Below are 15,748 nucleotides of genomic sequence, written 5' to 3'. Positions count from 1 at the left end.
TTGGGGGGCGCCGGTGGCGCAACAGGCGCCAAAGGGAGATGCGCATGGCAAGCGAAGCCGAGAACCGCAAGAGTTTTGCCGTCCAGGCGGGCTATTGCGCGGCGATGGACGCGCCGATCACCGCGCGCATCTGTACCGCGCTGGGGCAGGGGATCACGCGGGGCAGCGAGACCGGGCGGCGGGTGCTCGACTGGCCGGGCGAGCCGGTCGCCGATGCGCTGGTGCTGCGGCTGGTCGGCGGGCTGCACGCGCTCCACCGGCGCGGCGTGCCCGAACTGCGGCGCATCTTCACCGGCGAGGAAACCGATCTCGGCCGGATCGGCGCCGCGCTCGATGCGGTGCTCTCGGCCTATGACCTGCCGCTGATGCCCTGGCTGTACGGCCCGCCCCAGACCAACGAGGCGGCGCGCTCCAACGGGCTGGTGACCGGGCTGCTGCAGCTCGCCCAGCGCTACGGCCCGCGCTTCGAGCTGCTCGAGATCGGATCGAGCGCCGGGCTGAACCTGATGCTGGGGCGCTACCGCTTCGATCTGGGCGGCGTTGCTATCGGCCCGGCCGAGTCGCCGCTTGTGCTGCAGCCCGAATGGCGGGGCAGCCCGCCGCCAGCGGCGCCGGTGGAGATCGTCTCCGTCCGCGGGGTCGACATCGCCCCGCTCGACCTGACCGACGATCGCGATGCCGACCGGCTGCAGGCCTATGTCTGGGTCGATGCGGTGGAGCGGCAGGCGCGGCTGGACACCGCCATTGCCATGCTCCGTACCGACCCGGTGCAACTGGAGCGCGGCGACGCCGCCGACTGGCTCGAAGCGCGGCTCGCCGAGCCGCAGCCTGCGGGTGTCACCCGGGTGCTGATGCACTCGGTCGTCTGGCAATATCTGCGGCCCGAGGCGCAGGCGCGCATTGCCGCGAGGATGGAGGCGACCGGCGCCGCCGCGACGCCCGAGCGCCCGCTCGGCTGGGTGATGATGGAGCCCAATCGCGATCTCGCGGCGCAGGAGGTGCGGGTGCGCGGCTGGCCCGGCGACACGCCGATGGAGCTGGTCGCGCGGACCCATGCGCATGGCGCCTGGGTGGAGGGGCTCGCCCCGCCGTACGACTCCACGCCCTATGTGATGCGCGTGGCCTGAGGGCCGCGCTCTCGGCCCTCCCTATCGACGCATCCTGACTGCGCCGTTGGTGCGGCCGCAACTGCTTGCGGCTGCACGGCTTTCACTCCTGGCGCCGAAATTTCATCCACGCATCATTGACAGCTTTTCCTTTTTGTCAGACTTAAAAGGTCGGAGCCGTGCTGGTCGCGGTGCTTTGCGTCCGCTGCAGCGATCGGGAAAGCCCGAGCCGGCGGACGTGAAAAGGGGAGGACGACATGACTCGCAAACCGATTCTGTTGATGGGCGTGGCCCTGGCGGCGCTCGCCGGCGCCGCACCGGCTTGGGCACAATCGACCACAACGCCCGGTGAAACGCCGCAAACGCCGAGCGCGCAGAGCAACGCGACCGAGGAGGAGATCCTCGTCACCGGCATCCGCGCCAGCCTTGCCTCGGCACGCGAATTCAAGCGCAATTCGGACTCGATCCTCGACGCGATCGTCGCCGAGGATATCGGTAAGTTGCCGGACAATAACGCTTCCGAGAGCCTTGCGCGGCTGCCGGGCGTCCAGGTGAGCCGCTATGCCGACGAAGCCTCGGGCATCCTGATCCGCGGCCTGCCGGACGTCGGCACCTCATTCAACGGGCGCGAGATCTTCACCGCCGAGAACCGCACGGTGCAGGTGCATGATTTCCCCGCGGGCGCGCTGGCGGCGCTGGAAGTCTACAAGTCGGCGACCGCCGATCTGATCGAGCCGGGCCTGGCCGGGCTGGTCAATGTCCGCTCGCGCCGCCCGTTCGACTTCAAGGGGCTGGAGATCGCCGGGGCGATCCGCGCCTCGTACAATGACCAGTCGAAGAAGACCAACCCCAACGGCAACCTGCTGATCAGCGATCGCTGGAACACGCCGATCGGCGAGATGGGCGCGCTGATCAACGTCGCGTACAACCGCTTCTATTTCAACAATGCCATCCGCTACACCAATGGCGGCGTCGATCCGGTGGCGAACAGCAAGGCGACACTGCCCGCGGGCGAGGCGGCCGATTTCCGCCTGCCCTACAGCGTCGGCCTCTACTATCCGCGCGGGCTGCGCGAGCGGCCCTCGGTCAACGGCTCGCTCCAGTGGAAGCCGGCGCACAATCTCGAAATCTATGCGGACGGCCTGTGGCAGGCGTTCCGCAACCAGGGCTCGACCGAGAGCTTCGACGTGTCGCTGCTCCGCGCCGCGCCAAAGAACGCCGCGGGCGCCGAGGTGCCGCCGAACCTGTTCAACATCGTCCGCGTGCCCGGCGAGCCCAACAAGCTGGTCAGCGTCAGCAAGACCGGTGGCTATCCGGCGGAGACCTTCCGCTCGACCACGCGCGACTACACCAACACCTACCAGGCCGCCGCGGGCTTCATCTGGACCACCGGCCGCGCGGTGATCTCGAGCGACTTCGCCTATACCTTCTCGGAATATGGCAACAACGAAGCGAGCCTGGACGGGCAGACCGCCGCTGCGCCGCCGGTCAACGTGATCTTCGAGAAGGACAAGTCCTCCTGGTTCGATCTCGGCAACTACGACATGACCAACCCCGCCAACTATGTGTGGCGCGGCTTCTACCAGAAAGAATATTATGTCAGCGGCGCCGGTCTCCAGTGGCGCGGCGACGTTGCGCTGGACACCGAGATCGGCTGGCTGCCCAAGATCAAGTTCGGCCTGCGCGCGACCGATCGCGATGCCAAGCGCCGCCAGGGCAGCCGCTACGCCTATACGCCGACGCTGAACATCCCGCTCGCCAGCCTGCCGACCGGCGCGCTGGAACAGGTGCAGGACGGCTTCCGCGGCGACGGCCCGCCGTTCCAAAACTGGCTGATGCCGTCCTATGACGCGATCCAGGGCAATGCCGAGGCGCTGCGCCAGCTTTCCTATGCGTCGCTGCAGAAGATCGTCGCCGCCAACCCGAACGACCAGGGCTACAAGGACGCGCTGCAGCAGTTCAGCACCCAGGCGATCCAGATGGATCCCTATGGCGGCTTCTACGCCAAGGAATCGAGCTACGCCGCCTATTCCTCGGCCGGCTATGCCTTCGATGTCGGCATCCCGATCGACGGCACGGTCGGCGTGCGCATCGTCAACACCGATGGCCGTTATGTCGGTACCTCGAAGGTGACGGCGGTGGACGGCACCGTCTTGGCCGTGACCGACACCAACCGCCAGAACTATGTCGACGTGCTGCCCAGCTTCGGGCTGCGCGCCAAGCTGACGCAGGGGCTGCAGGCGCGGCTTGGCTTCACCATTACCCGCACCCGCCCCGGTTTCGGCCAGCTCAACCCCGCATTCAGCCTCAACCGCAACACCGACACCAGCTCGGGCGGCAACAATGCGCGCTATGCCTTTTTCGGCTCGGGCGGCAATCCGGACCTGAAGCCGCTGACCTCGAAGAATTACGACGCCACGATCGAATATTATTTCGGCCGCAACGGAGCGGTGAGCGGCGCGGTGTTCTATCGCGATCTCAAGGGCTTCATCAGCAACTATACGCGGGATGTGAACGATCCGGTCTATGGCCTGATCCAGGTCAGCCGTCCGGAGAATGCCGGCACGGGCAAGATCAAGGGCTTCGAGCTTTCGGCGCAGAGCTTCTTCGACTTCCTGCCCGGCTGGCTCAGCGGGTTCGGCGCGCAGGCCAACCTCACCTATGTCGATGCCAAGAACCAGCTGCCGGCGACGCTGGGCCAGAGCCGCGCAATGGTGCCGCTGGAGGATTTGTCGAAATGGGCATATAACCTCAGCGGCTTTTACGAGCGGGACAAGATATCGCTGCGCCTGTCGTACAATTACCGCAGTTCATATGTCGATTTCTACAGCCGGAACTCGAACGACTCGGCGTATACAGGGCAGAAGGTGCGGCCGATCTCGCGGCTGGATTTGTCAGCCTCCTATACGCCGATCGAGAATATCACGCTGACCGCCGAGGTGAACAACATCCTAGCGCAGCCGTTCAGCAACTATCGCTACTTCAACGAGACACAGTACTACCCGATCGATACGCGCTACGAGGGTCGCTACTACAGCGCCGGTGTGCGCTTCCGCTTCTGAGACCCGGTCTTCCGGTTCCTTCCCCCTGCGCCCGGCTTTAGCCGGGCGTTTTTTTTAAAGCGGTCGGGCGGCGAGCCATTCGAGCAGGGCGCTGGTCACCTCCTCGGGCTTTTCCCAGGGCGCGAAATGGCCGGCGTCGCGGATCTGCACGATGCGATAGTCGGGGATCAGCGTCTCCAGGCCGTCGAGCAGGCAGGGCAGCAGTCCGCGGTCGCGCATGCCCCAGATCACCAGCGTGGGCTGCGGCTGGAGCGGAAAGGGGCCGTCGATCCAGTTCGGCCGCGGCGGATCCTCGCCCATCGCCGGCACCAGGATCTGGGTCGCGCGATACCAGTTGAGCATCGCGGTGAGCGCGCCCGGCTGGCTCCATTGCTCGAGATAGATCGCCTGTTCCTCGGGCGGCACCGTCACCTGGAGATGCTCGCCGAACAGCGACAGCAGGAACTGCTCGAGCCCGGTCTTGTCCGGCGCGCGATCGAGCTCGGTCTCGCGGAAGAAGCGGATATATTGGCTGGCGCGGCGCTGGCCGGGATCGTCGAACAGCTTGCGCTGGAAGACCTGCGGGTGCGGCGCGTTGATGATCACCAGCCGGGCGACGCGCTTGGGCTCGCGCAGCGCCGCCATCCAGGCGATCGCGCCGCCCCAGTCGTGTCCGACCAGCGTGAATCGATCGACGCCCAGTGCGTCGGCGAGCGCGAACACGTCGGCGGCGATCCTGTCCGCTGCATAGGCTTCGACGCCCTCGGGTTTGGACGATCCGGCATAACCGCGCTGGTCCGGCGCGATCACGAAATAGCGTTCGGCGAGCGCGGGGATCTGGTGCCGCCAGGTGCGGTGCGATTCGGGGAAGCCATGCAGCAGAATCACGGGCGGATTGGCGGGGTCCCCCGCCAGCGCGACGTTGAGCGTAACGCCCGTCGCCAGCGGCAGGCTGGTCTGTCGAATTGCGGTCACACGGCTCTCCCTGTTCCTGGGCGGCACCGCCTCCGTGCCGTCCAGTCTCTGCCCGGCACCCTAGATGCGCCGGTTGGGCGAAAGCCGCAAGTAAAGGAAAACTAGGGGTAACTTACCGTCTTAGGAACTTCCGGGATGGGGATGAATTCCTTGTCGTCATTGGGCACCTTGGGGAAGGCGCCGGCCTTCCAGTCTTCCTTGGCCTGATTGATCCGATCGCGGTTCGAACTGACGAAATTCCACCAGACGTGCCGCGGCGTCTTGAACGCCTCGCCGCCGCAAAACATCACCCGTGCGCCGCGTTCGGAGCGCAGCGTCGCGCGGATGCCGGGGCGGAGCAGGTACAGCGTCATCGGCAGCAGCGGCATGCCGTCCAGGCTGGCATCGCCGGTCGCGACATAGAGCGCGCGCTCGTCCGCCACCGCGTCGATCGGAATGCTCGCGCCGCCATCGAGGACGATGTCGCCATAGATGGTCTGGGCATAGGTGGTGGTCGGCGCCGCCGCGCCCCACAACTCGCCCATGATCACCCGCGCGCGGGCGCCGTGCGCCTCGATGATCGGCAGCTCCGCCGCGGCGACATGCTCGAAGGCGGGGTCCATTTCCTCCACCGCCTCGGGCAGCGCGAGCCAGGTCTGGATGCCGGAGAGCTCGGGGCCCTTCTCGCGCTCGGCCGAGGGCGAGCGCTCCGAATGGACGATGCCGTGGCCGGCGGTCATCAGATTCACCGCGCCCGGCTCGATCGTGGCATAGGTGCCGAGCGAATCGCGGTGGTCGAGCGCACCGGCGAACAGATAGGTGACGGTGGCGAGATTGATATGCGGGTGCGGACGCACGTCGATGCCGGTGCCGGCATCGAGGATCGCCGGGCCCATCTGGTCGAAGAAGATGAACGGCCCCACCATGGTGCGGGGCCGCGAGGGGAGGGTGCGATGCACCTTGAAGCCGCCCAGGTCGTGCGTGGTCGGCTCGATCGTCTGGATCACCAGGTCGTCGCGCATCGTTCGTCTCCGTGTTTGCTGGTGCCGGGATAGCCGCTCGCGGCGGCGAGGCCCAGCCCAACCAGCGGATAGGATCGGGAACACAGCGTTTCCGATGCGGCGGGTACAGCTTGTTACAACTCGATCGTTGTAAATGCGAATCGTTCGCGTTATCGCGTCGGTCCGACCCTAGCCGAGATTCCCGATCGCCCGATGCACGCCCCGTCTCCTTCCGTCGCGCCCCGCAAGCGCAGCCGCAAGAGCTTCTGGCTCAAGCAGCTCCATACCTGGCACTGGATGAGCTCGGCGATCAGCCTGATCGGGCTGCTGCTGTTCGCGGTCACCGGCTTCACGCTCAACCATGCGGCGGACATCGAAGGCGCGCCCAAGACGGTGGATCGCGCCGCGCAGCTGCCGGCGGCGCTGCTGCCGCTGGTCAAGCCCGACGACAAGCCCGATGCCAAGCAGCCGCTGCCCGCGCCGGTGGCAAGCTGGTTGCGCACCAAGCTGAAGATGCCGGCGGAAGGCGTCGCCGAATGGTCGGCGGACGAGATCTACCTCGCCCAGCCGCGCCCGGGCGGCGACGGCTGGATCGCGATCGAGCGCGACACCGGCAAGGTCACCAGCGAGATCAGCTCGCGCGGCTGGATCGCCTATCTCAACGATCTCCATAAGGGCCGCAACGCCGGTACCGCGTGGAAATGGTTCATCGACGTCTTCGCCTTTGCCTGCCTGGTGTTCACGCTGACCGGGCTGGTGCTGCTGTGGATGCATTCGAAGCATCGCAAGAGCACCTGGCCGCTGGTCGCCGCCGGCCTCGCCATTCCTGCGCTGATCGCGCTGTTCCTGATTCACTAAAGGGGGTTTCATGCAGTTTCGCCTGACCGGACTCACCACGGCCGCGCTCGGCGCCGGCGCACTGCTGCCGAACACGGCGGCGGCGCAGACGATGGATCTATCCATCGAGCTGCCACGCATCCGCGTGGCCGAATATCACAAGCCCTATGTCGCCGTGTGGCTGGAGAAGGAGGGGCAGCCGGCCCGCACCCTCTCCGTCTGGTATGATGTCGACAAGCGCGGCGGCGAGGGCACCAAATGGCTGCACGACGTGCGCCAATGGTGGCGCGCCTCGGGCCGCACGATGAGCTTCCCCGCCGACGGCGTCAGCGGCGCCACCCGCGCGCCGGGCGTGCAGAAGCAGCGCCTCGTCGCCGGCAAGGGCGGCATGCCCGCGCTCACGCCGGGCCAGTACACGCTGGTGGTGGAGGCCGCGCGCGAAGTCGGCGGCCGTGAGGTCGTGCGCCTGCCTTTCGCCTGGAACGGCAGCAGCGCGACCGCCACTGCCAAGGGCGCCAGCGAGCTCGGCGCCGTTTCGTTCACGCTCAAGCGCTAAACCGGGGGGATCCGCACCATGAAGTTCCGCAAGCCGCTTTTCGCCCTCGCCGCCGTTACCGCACTCGCCGCGCCGACGGCGATCGCGCACCGCATGTGGCTGTTGCCCTCGTCGACCGTCGTCTCGGGTAATGACAATTGGGTGACCGTCGACGCCGCGGTGTCGAACGACCTGTTCTATTTCGATCACCGCCCGCTCGGCGCGATCCCGACCATCACCCAGCCCGACGGCACCGAGGGCAAGGCCGAGCACCACAATGTCGGCCAGTTCCGCGCGACCTTCGACGTGCACCTGACCCAGCAGGGCACCTATCGTATCGCGGTGGTCAACCAGGGCGTGTTCGGCCGCTACACGCTCAACGGCGAGACCAAGATGCTCCCGCGCGGCACCACCAAGGCGCAGCTCGCCACCGCGATCCCGGCGGGCGCCACCGACGTGCAGACTAGCGAGATGGTGGCCCGCAACGAGATTTTCGTGACCCAGGGCGCGCCGACCAACACCGTGTTCAAGCCGAGCGGCGAGGGCATCGAACTGGTGCCGGTGACGCACCCCAACGACCTCGTCGCCAATGAGCCCGCGACCTTCCAGTTCCTGCTCGACGGCAAGCCCGCCTCGGGCCTGTACGTCACCACCATCCTGGGCGGCGGCCGCTATCGTGCGGCGCCCAAGCAGATGGAGCAGCGCACCGATGCTGCGGGCAAGGTCACGATCAAGTGGCCCGAAGCCGGCATGTACTGGATCAACGTGACGCCCAACGCGCCGCGGCCTGAGGGTGAAGGCGAGGGGCCGCGTCCCCAGGCGCAGGCGCGGGCGCCGCGTCCCGAGGGCGCGCCGCAGGGCATGCGGGGCGTTCCCTCCGGCCGCCGCGTCAGCTACACGACCACGCTGGAGGTACTGGCACCCTGATCGTCGACGCGCGTATTGCTGTTCCCGAAAGCCTGTCGCCGGCGGCGTTCCACCGGCGGCGATCGGCTGCGCCTGTCGCCACCTTTGGCGGTGCGACGATGGGCACCACCTGGCGGCTGGTCGTCGTCGACCCGCCCGAGGACATTCGCGACACCGTTCAGGCGGTGTTGATGCGGATGATCGCCGAGTTCAGCCATTGGGAGCCGGGCTCGCGCGTCAGCCGGTTCAACCGCGGCATGCTCGGCTATTGGCAGCCGTTGTCGCCCGAGGCGGCGCGCGTGCTGGAGGCGGCGCTGTCGGTGCACGCGGCGAGCGGCGGCGCGTTCGATCCCGCCGCGGGCGTGCTCGCCGACCTGTGGGGCTTCGGCCCCGCCGGCCCGCGCGCCGACGTGCCCAGCGCCTATGCGATCGGCGAAGCGAAGGTCATGTCCGGCGCGCGGCACCTGGAGTTCGACCGCGAGCAACGTCGCATCCGCAGGCGCGAGGCGGTGCAGATCGACCTGTCGGGCATCGCCAAGGGCTATGCGGTGGACGCGGTGGCGGAGCGGCTGGTGTCGCTCGGTATCGAGGACTTCCTGATCGAGATCGGCGGCGAGCTGCGCGGCGAGGGAATCAAGCCCGACGGCCAGCCTTGGTGGGTCGAGCTGGAACCGGTGCCGGACAGCACGCTCGCACCGCTCCGCGTGGCGCTGCACGGCCTGTCGGTCGCGACCTCGGGGGACTATCGCCGCTTTTTCGAGCGCGACGGGCGCCGCTATGCGCACAGCATCGATCCGCGCACCGGCTGGCCGACCGACAACCAGGTCGTCTCGGTCTCGGTGCTGCACCGCGAGGCGATGCTGGCGGATGCCTGGGCGACCGCGCTGACCGTGCTGGGGCCCGCAGGCATGGCGCTGGCCGAGCAGCAGGGGCTGGCGGCGCATATGGTGACGCGCGAGGGCGACGCATTTTCGGAGCGGATCTCCGCCAAGCTGCAGGTGATGCTGGGCTAATTCCACGCCCCCCGCAAATCGCAAATGCGCTTTCCGCATTCGCTTGCGCGCCGCAACAAAAGGCGTAGATTCGCGCCCACATTCGGTGCTGCACAAGGAGCAGGGATCAACGACGTTTTGGCTTGAGCTGTAGGATTGTGGGATTGCCGGTCTTGCCGGCATCTGTTCCGCGATTTGGCTGTTGCTGTGTCGTCCTGCCTGCGCAACGGAAGCCTTTCGGCCGCGCATCCCGCCCGACCTCCACCTGACCATCGACCAACGGTCCGATCAGTTCGGCCGCGCGCATCCACGCGTGGGCGACATTGGGGTCGCCCCCGCCCGAACGTGGCGCGGGAGGACGCTTCTCCTCCATCTTCATGGACGGCAAACATGGCATATCAACCGGGGAATTTCGGTGGTGGCTTACGTCTGTTCCGGCTGCTGGGGCGCGGCTGGGTGTGGATCACGATTGCGGTGGCGGCTGCCATCTTCGGCCTGAGCAGCTTCGCGCGGGTCGAGCCGGGGCAGGTGGGCATCCGCGTCAACAACATCGCCGGCGGCGTCCGGCCCGAGTCGCTGCCGGTCGGCTGGTACATCGCGCTGCCGGGCACGCACATCTACCAGTATCCGGTGTTCACCCGCACCTATACCTGGACGGCGTCGCACACCGAGCAGAGCCCGATCGACGAGGCCTTCAGCTTCCAGGACAAGAACGGCCTGTCGCTGCGCGCCGACGTCGGCGTGTCCTACCATGTCGATCCGGCGCGTGCGTCGATCCTGTTCCAGCGCTATCGGACGGACATGGACGACATCATCGCGGGCCCGCTGCGCAACGCGATCCGCAACGCCATCGTCGAACGCGCGGCGCAGTTGGGGGTCGAGGAGATCTACGGCACCCACAAGGCCGAGCTGATCGCGACGGCTACCAGACGCGTGCAGGCCTTTTTCGCGCCGGTGGGGCTGCAGGTCGAGCAGATCTACTGGGCCAACAACATCGTCGTGCCCGAAGCGGTGCTCAACCAGATCAACGCCAAGATCGCCAACGAACAGCAGGCGCTGGCGGCAAAGGCGAATGTCGAGACCGCCAAGGCCGATGCCGAGGCGCGCATCGCCAAGGCCGCGGGTGACGCCAAGGCGATCCAGGTCGAAGCCGAGGCGATCCGCACCAACCCGGAGATCGTCAACCTTCGCGCGGTGGAGAAATGGAACGGCCAGTTGCCCACCTATATGGGCGGTACCGGGCCGATGCCCTTCCTGGGGGTCAAGTAAGCCGAAGCGCTCCGGCCGCGATGTCGGCGCTCCGCCACCAGCCGGCGGCAGGGGCGCCGGTCGCTGGGGTGCCTCGCGCACGCCGGACGCGCCGATGCGGCGCCCGCCGGGGTGCAATCGGTGAGCGGCTCAGCTCACCCGGCGGAGGTGCTTGCCGCCATAGCGCTGGCCCAGATAGTCGGCGAGGCGCTGGATATAGTTGCGTGCATTCGCCGCCTTGTCCGGGCAGCAGGGCAGGGGGTTCTTGCTGACACCGGCGGCGCGGCGCTCGACCTTCTGGCAGAGCAGCTCGAGGTCCTGGCGCGACAGCAGGTTCTTCTCCCGCATCACGCACAACAAGCCCTCGAGGATGATCATGCTTTCATCGGCGGCCTGCACCGGCAGCTGCGGCAGAGCCTCGTCCTGGTTCGGGTGCACTTCGTTCAGCGACACGACACCTCTCCTTCTCTCTAGGAGCCAGAGAGTATGCCGATTTTCGCAGGTGGCAAGCGCCTTAGTCGAGGCCGCCGCCCAATGTCCTGTACAGGGTCACCAGGTTGCTCGCGCGGGTTAGGCGCGTCGTCACCAAGCTCTGCTCGGCGGCATAGGCGCTGCGCTGCGAATCGAGCACGGTGAGGAACGAATCGACTCCGGCCCGGTAGCGCGCGTCGGACAGGTGCGCCGCGACCTCCGCCGCATTGGCCCGCGCGCTCTGCGCCCGCAGCTGCTCGTCGATCGTGCCGCGCTGGGCGAGCGCATCGGCGACTTCGCGGAAGGCGGTCTGGATCGTCTTCTGGTAGGTCGCCACCGCGGCGTCGCGCGAGGCCTTGGAATAGTCGAGGTTCGCCTGGTTCTTGCCGAAGTTGAAGAGGTTGAGCGAGGCGGTGGGCGAGACCGTATAGGTATCGGTGTTCGACCCGAACAGCTTGCCGATCGTCGAGGCGATCGAACCCACCGTGGAGGTCAGCGAGATGCTCGGGAAGAAGGCCGCGCGCGCCGCACCGATATTGGCGTTCTGCGCGATCAGCTGGTGCTCGGCCTGGAGCACGTCCGGGCGGCGCAGCAGCACTTCGGAGGGCACGTTGCCGGGCAGCGCGTCGATCGTCGCCTTGGCGTCGCCCAGCGACTCCGGCAGCAGATCTGCCGCCACGGTGGCGCCGGTGAGCAGCTGAAGCGCGTTGATGTCCTGCGCGATCCGCGTCTGCGCGGTGGCGACGTCGTTGCGGGCGGATTCGTACGTCGTCTCGGCCTGGCGCGACTCCAGCTCCGAGGCGGTGCCGATGCGGAACTGCGCGCGGGTCAGGTCGAGCGACTGCTGGAACGCCTTGAGCGTGTTCTGCGCGATGGCGAGCTGCTCGCGATCCGAGGCGAGGGTGAGCCAGGCGCTGGCGATCTCGCCGATCAGCGAGACGCGGGTGGCGCGCTGCGCCTCGTTGCTGGCGAAATACTGCTCCTGCGCCGCGCGGCTGAGATTCCGCACGCGGCCGAACAGATCGATCTCATAGGAGGTGATGCCGCCGGAGACGCTGAAGTTCTGGACGTCCTGCACGCCGCCGCCACCCAGCGCGCCGCCCGCGCTCGCCGCGAACTGCGCGGTGTTGGTGTAGGTGCCTGTGCCGCTGACGCCGATCGCGGGGAACAGGTCTGCCCGCTGCGCGCGGTACTGCGCCCGCGCCTGCAGCACATTGGCGGCGGCGAGGCGCAGGTCCTGGTTGTTGTCCAGGCCCAGCTGGATCACCTTGCGCAGGCGATCGTCGACGAAGAAATCGCGCCAGCCGATCTTGCTGATGTCCGGCGCGTCGGTGGCGGCGGCCGGGTAGACGCCGCCCTGGGGCAGCGCCGCCGGCACCGCCGGCTCGGGCCGGCTGTACTTGGGCGCCAGGTTGCAGGCCGAGAGCGCGGTACTCGCGGCCAGCGCGAGGAGCAGGGGGAAGCGGTTGGTCACGGCCGTCAGGCTCCCTGCGGCGCGGTTGCGCCGCCGTCATGGTTGGTATCCGGGCCCGCATTCTTGTTGCGGCGGCGATCGAACAGATTGCGCACCACCACGAAGAACATCGGCACGAAGAAGATCGCCAGCACCGTCGCGGAGAGCATGCCGCCCACCACCGCGCGGCCGATCGCGTTCTGGCCGCCGGCGCCCGCGCCGGTGGAGATCGCCAGCGGCAGCACGCCGAAGATGAAGGCGAGGCTGGTCATCAGGATCGGGCGCAGACGGAGCTTGGCGGCTTCGATCGCGGAGTCGAAGGCACTCATGCCCTCGCGCATCCGCTCCTCGGCGAACTCCACGATCAGGATCGCGTTCTTCGCCGAGACGCCGATCGTGGTGATCAGGCCGACCTGCAGGTAGATGTCGTTGTTGAGCCCGGTGAGCCATGCCGCGAGCAGCGCGCCGAGCACGCCGAGCGGCACCACCAAGATCACCGAGATCGGCACCGACCAGCTCTCGTACAGCGCGGCGAGGCAGAGGAACACGATCAGCAGCGACAGCGCATAGAGTGCCGGGGCCTGGCCGCCCGAGAGCTTCTCTTCGTAGGACAGGCCGGTCCATTCGAGTTGGGTGCCCGGCGGCAGCTTGGCGTGGATCGCCTCCATCGCCGCCATCGCGTCGCCGGTCGAGGTGCCGGGGGCGGGCGAGCCGAGGATTTCCATCGAGGGCAGGCCGTTATAGCGGGTGAGCTGCACCGGCGCCTGCGCCCAGCTGAGCGTCGAGAAGGCGGTGAACGGCGTCATCGTGCCGGTCGGCCCGCGGACGTACAGGTTGGCGATGTCCTCCGGCGTCAGGCGATAGGGGGCATCGGCCTGGACATAGACGCGCTTGACGCGGCCGCGATCGATGAAGTCGTTGACGTACGAACCGCCCCAGGCGGTGGCGATGGTGCTGTTGACCGAGGCGAGGTCGAGCCCGAGCGCCTTGGCCTTGTCCTGGTCGATGTCGACCTTGAGCTGCGGCGCGTCGTCGAGCGCGTTGGGGCGCACGCCGACCAGGCGCTTGTCCTGCATCGCCATGCCCAGCATCATGTTGCGCGCCTGGAGCAGGCGTTCATGGCCGATGCCGCCGGTATCGACGAGCTGGAGGTCGAAGCCGGTCGCGTTGCCGAGCTCCTGCACCGCCGGCGGGGTGATCGCGAAGATCAGGCCGTCGCGATATTGCGAGAAAACGCCCATAGCGCGGCCGACGATCGAGCCTGCGGCATTCTCGCGGCCGGGACGATCGGACCAGTCGTTCAGCGGCATGAAGGCAAGGCCGCTGTTCTGGCCGGCGCCGGCGAAGCTGAAGCCGTTGATCGTGAACACGCCCTTCACATTGCCCGCTTCCTCCTTGAGGAAGTGGTCGCGGATCAGGTCGAGCCCCTTGTCGGTACGCGCCGAGGTGGCGCCCGCAGGCCCCTGGACCAGCGCGATGACGATGCCCTGGTCCTCCTCGGGGAGAAAGCCGCCGGGCAGGCGCAGGAACAGGAAGCTCATGCCGCCGATAATCAGCAGGTAGATCAGGCCCGAGCGCTTCCAACTGCGCGCAGTGCGGCGCACGCCCTTCTCATACTTGGCCTGGCCGCGATCGAAATTGCGGTTGAACCAGCGGAAGAAGCGCGCGAGCGGACCGTTGCCTTCCGCCTTGTCCGGATTGTGCGGCTTGAGGATGGTGGCGCAGAGCGCGGGGGTGAGCACCAGCGCGATGAACACCGAAAGCACCATCGCCGAGACGATGGTGATCGAGAACTGCCGATAGATCACGCCGGTGGAGCCGCCGAAGAACGCCATCGGCAGGAACACCGCCGAGAGCACGAGGGCGATGCCGACCAGCGCGCTCGTGATCTCTTCCATCGACTTGCGCGCGGCGTCGATCGGGCTGAGATGCTCGGTGGTGATCAGGCGCTCGACATTCTCGACCACGACGATCGCGTCGTCGACGAGCAGGCCGATCGCCAGCACCATGCCGAACAGGGTCAGCGTGTTGATCGAATAGCCGGCGATCGCCATCACCGCGAAGGTGCCGAGCAGCACCACCGGCACCGCGATCGTGGGGATGAGGGTGGCGCGGAAGTTCTGCAGGAACAGGAACATCACCAGGAAGACGAGCACCACCGCTTCGATCAGCGTGTGCACCACCTGCTCGACCGACAGGCGGACGAACGGCGTGGTGTCGTACGGGTAGATGACCTTGATGTCGGCCGGGAAGGTCTTGGCGATCTCGTTGACGCGCGCCTTGACTAGGTCGACCGTGGTCAGCGCGTTGGCGCCGGGGGCGAGCTTGATGCCGATGCCGGCGCCGGGCTTGCCGTTCCACTTCGAATCGAAGCCGTAGCTTTCCGCGCCGATCTCGACACGCGCGACGTCGCCCAGGCGCACCACCGAGGCATCGGTGCCGCTCTTCAGGCGGATCTGCGCGAACTCGTCGGGGGTGGTGAGCCGCGACTGGACCGACACCGTGGCGTTGAGCATCTGCTCCTTCGGCGCGGGGCGGGCGCCCAGCTGACCGGCCGAGACCTGCGCGTTCTGCGCGCGGATCGCGGTGGTCACGTCGTCCATGGTAAGCGCGTATTTGTTGAGCTTCACCGGATCGACCCAGATGCGCATCGCATATTGCGAGCCGAACACCTGGGTGTCGCCGACGCCGTTCACGCGCGACAGCGGATCCTGCAGCTTGGAGACGGCATAGTCGGCGAGATCGGTGCCGCTATGGCTGCCGTTCTCCGAATAGAGGCCGATCACCACCAGGAAGTTCTGGGTGGCCTTGGCGACCTGGATGCCCTGCTGCTGCACTTCCTGCGGCAGGAGCGGGGTGGCCGCCTGCAGCTTGTTCTGCACCTGCACCTGGGCGATGTCCGGGTCGGTGCCCTGCTCGAAGGTCAGCGTGATCGTGACGGTGCCCGCCGACGAGGACGAGGACGAGAAATAGCGAAGGTGATCGATCCCCTTCAGCTGCTGCTCGATGATCTGCGTCGTCGTGTTCTCCAGCGTCCGGGCGTCGGCGCCCGGATAGGTCGCGGTGATCGAGACGGCGGGCGGCGCGATCGCCGGGAACTGCGCGATCGGCAGGCTGCGGATCGCGAGGATGCCCGCCAGCATGATGATGATCGCGATGACCCAGGCGAAGATGGGCCGATCGATGAAATAGCGCGACATGGGC

General features: G+C 67.4%; 13 protein-coding genes. 7 read left to right on the top strand and 6 right to left on the bottom strand.

Annotated features, from left to right (window positions below):
- Positions 1 to 44 precede the first annotated feature (44 nt).
- Entirely contained in the window at positions 45 to 1,127 is a 1,083-nt protein-coding gene (locus ABIC65_RS10270; RefSeq protein ID WP_354308450.1) for a DUF2332 domain-containing protein, read from the top strand.
- A gap of 236 nt (positions 1,128 to 1,363) precedes the next feature.
- Complete coding sequence (locus ABIC65_RS10265) at positions 1,364 to 4,168, top strand: TonB-dependent receptor (protein WP_354308449.1); 2,805 nt, start codon at positions 1,364 to 1,366, stop codon at positions 4,166 to 4,168.
- 54 nt (positions 4,169 to 4,222) lie between these two features.
- On the opposite strand, the gene ABIC65_RS10260 is transcribed toward ABIC65_RS10265, so the two are convergent.
- Both ABIC65_RS10260 and ABIC65_RS10255 read right to left on the bottom strand, forming a co-directional pair.
- A complete protein-coding gene (locus tag ABIC65_RS10260) occupies positions 4,223 to 5,122 on the bottom strand; it encodes an alpha/beta fold hydrolase (RefSeq protein ID WP_354308448.1) in 900 nt (299 codons plus the stop codon).
- A gap of 101 nt (positions 5,123 to 5,223) precedes the next feature.
- Positions 5,224 to 6,123, bottom strand: a complete 900-nt coding sequence (locus tag ABIC65_RS10255; RefSeq protein ID WP_354308447.1) for a pirin family protein — start codon at positions 6,121 to 6,123, stop codon at positions 5,224 to 5,226.
- Between the two features lie 192 nt (positions 6,124 to 6,315).
- Between ABIC65_RS10255 and ABIC65_RS10250 the strand changes: the two genes are divergently transcribed.
- From ABIC65_RS10250 to ABIC65_RS10235, 4 genes are all read left to right on the top strand, one after another.
- Positions 6,316 to 6,960: a PepSY-associated TM helix domain-containing protein gene (locus ABIC65_RS10250; protein WP_354308446.1), complete on the top strand. Its 645-nt coding sequence runs from the start codon at positions 6,316 to 6,318 to the stop codon at positions 6,958 to 6,960.
- Between the two features lie 10 nt (positions 6,961 to 6,970).
- Entirely contained in the window at positions 6,971 to 7,495 is a 525-nt protein-coding gene (locus ABIC65_RS10245) for a DUF2271 domain-containing protein (RefSeq protein ID WP_354308445.1), read from the top strand.
- Between the two features lie 18 nt (positions 7,496 to 7,513).
- Entirely contained in the window at positions 7,514 to 8,401 is an 888-nt protein-coding gene (locus ABIC65_RS10240) for a DUF4198 domain-containing protein (RefSeq protein ID WP_354308443.1), read from the top strand.
- A 98-nt stretch (positions 8,402 to 8,499) separates the two neighbouring features.
- Positions 8,500 to 9,393: an FAD:protein FMN transferase gene (locus ABIC65_RS10235; RefSeq protein WP_354308441.1), complete on the top strand. Its 894-nt coding sequence runs from the start codon at positions 8,500 to 8,502 to the stop codon at positions 9,391 to 9,393.
- A gap of 106 nt (positions 9,394 to 9,499) precedes the next feature.
- On the opposite strand, the gene ABIC65_RS10230 is transcribed toward ABIC65_RS10235, so the two are convergent.
- Positions 9,500 to 9,751, bottom strand: coding sequence for a hypothetical protein (locus ABIC65_RS10230; protein WP_354308439.1), 252 nt, complete (start codon positions 9,749 to 9,751; stop codon positions 9,500 to 9,502).
- Between the two features lie 11 nt (positions 9,752 to 9,762).
- Between ABIC65_RS10230 and ABIC65_RS10225 the strand changes: the two genes are divergently transcribed.
- On the top strand, positions 9,763 to 10,641 hold the full coding sequence (locus ABIC65_RS10225) for an SPFH domain-containing protein (protein ID WP_354308438.1): 879 nt from the start codon (positions 9,763 to 9,765) through the stop codon (positions 10,639 to 10,641).
- Positions 10,642 to 10,770: 129 nt separating this feature from the next.
- On the opposite strand, the gene ABIC65_RS10220 is transcribed toward ABIC65_RS10225, so the two are convergent.
- The 3 genes from ABIC65_RS10220 to ABIC65_RS10210 form a co-directional block, all read right to left on the bottom strand.
- Complete coding sequence (locus ABIC65_RS10220) at positions 10,771 to 11,073, bottom strand: hypothetical protein (RefSeq protein ID WP_354278439.1); 303 nt, start codon at positions 11,071 to 11,073, stop codon at positions 10,771 to 10,773.
- A gap of 61 nt (positions 11,074 to 11,134) precedes the next feature.
- On the bottom strand, positions 11,135 to 12,565 hold the full coding sequence (locus tag ABIC65_RS10215) for an efflux transporter outer membrane subunit (RefSeq protein WP_354308437.1): 1,431 nt from the start codon (positions 12,563 to 12,565) through the stop codon (positions 11,135 to 11,137).
- Positions 12,566 to 12,570: 5 nt separating this feature from the next.
- Positions 12,571 to 15,744 carry an efflux RND transporter permease subunit gene (locus ABIC65_RS10210; protein WP_354308436.1) on the bottom strand — a complete coding sequence of 1,058 codons (3,174 nt, stop codon included), beginning with the start codon at positions 15,742 to 15,744 and terminating at the stop codon, positions 12,571 to 12,573.
- Positions 15,745 to 15,748 lie beyond the last annotated feature (4 nt).

Origin of the sequence: Sphingomonas trueperi, assembly GCF_040545665.1 — a bacterium.
Taxonomy (GTDB): Bacteria; Pseudomonadota; Alphaproteobacteria; order Sphingomonadales; family Sphingomonadaceae; genus Sphingomonas; species Sphingomonas trueperi_B.
Note: the sequence above shows the minus strand (reverse complement) of the source record. Positions and strands in the feature narration are given on the sequence as shown.

Excerpts from the sequence above, each read along its gene's own strand:
- ABIC65_RS10270 (WP_354308450.1), top strand. The coding sequence starts at position 45 with ATGGCAAGCGAAGCCGAGAACCGCAAGAGTTTTGCCGTCCAGGCGGGC.
- ABIC65_RS10265 (WP_354308449.1), top strand. The coding sequence starts at position 1,364 with ATGACTCGCAAACCGATTCTGTTGATGGGCGTGGCCCTGGCGGCGCTC.
- ABIC65_RS10255 (WP_354308447.1), bottom strand. The coding sequence starts at position 6,123 with ATGCGCGACGACCTGGTGATCCAGACGATCGAGCCGACCACGCACGAC.
- ABIC65_RS10250 (WP_354308446.1), top strand. The coding sequence starts at position 6,316 with ATGCACGCCCCGTCTCCTTCCGTCGCGCCCCGCAAGCGCAGCCGCAAG.
- ABIC65_RS10245 (WP_354308445.1), top strand. The coding sequence starts at position 6,971 with ATGCAGTTTCGCCTGACCGGACTCACCACGGCCGCGCTCGGCGCCGGC.
- ABIC65_RS10240 (WP_354308443.1), top strand. The coding sequence starts at position 7,514 with ATGAAGTTCCGCAAGCCGCTTTTCGCCCTCGCCGCCGTTACCGCACTC.
- ABIC65_RS10235 (WP_354308441.1), top strand. The coding sequence starts at position 8,500 with ATGGGCACCACCTGGCGGCTGGTCGTCGTCGACCCGCCCGAGGACATT.
- ABIC65_RS10230 (WP_354308439.1), bottom strand. The coding sequence starts at position 9,751 with ATGAAGATGGAGGAGAAGCGTCCTCCCGCGCCACGTTCGGGCGGGGGC.
- ABIC65_RS10225 (WP_354308438.1), top strand. The coding sequence starts at position 9,763 with ATGGCATATCAACCGGGGAATTTCGGTGGTGGCTTACGTCTGTTCCGG.
- ABIC65_RS10210 (WP_354308436.1), bottom strand. The coding sequence starts at position 15,744 with ATGTCGCGCTATTTCATCGATCGGCCCATCTTCGCCTGGGTCATCGCG.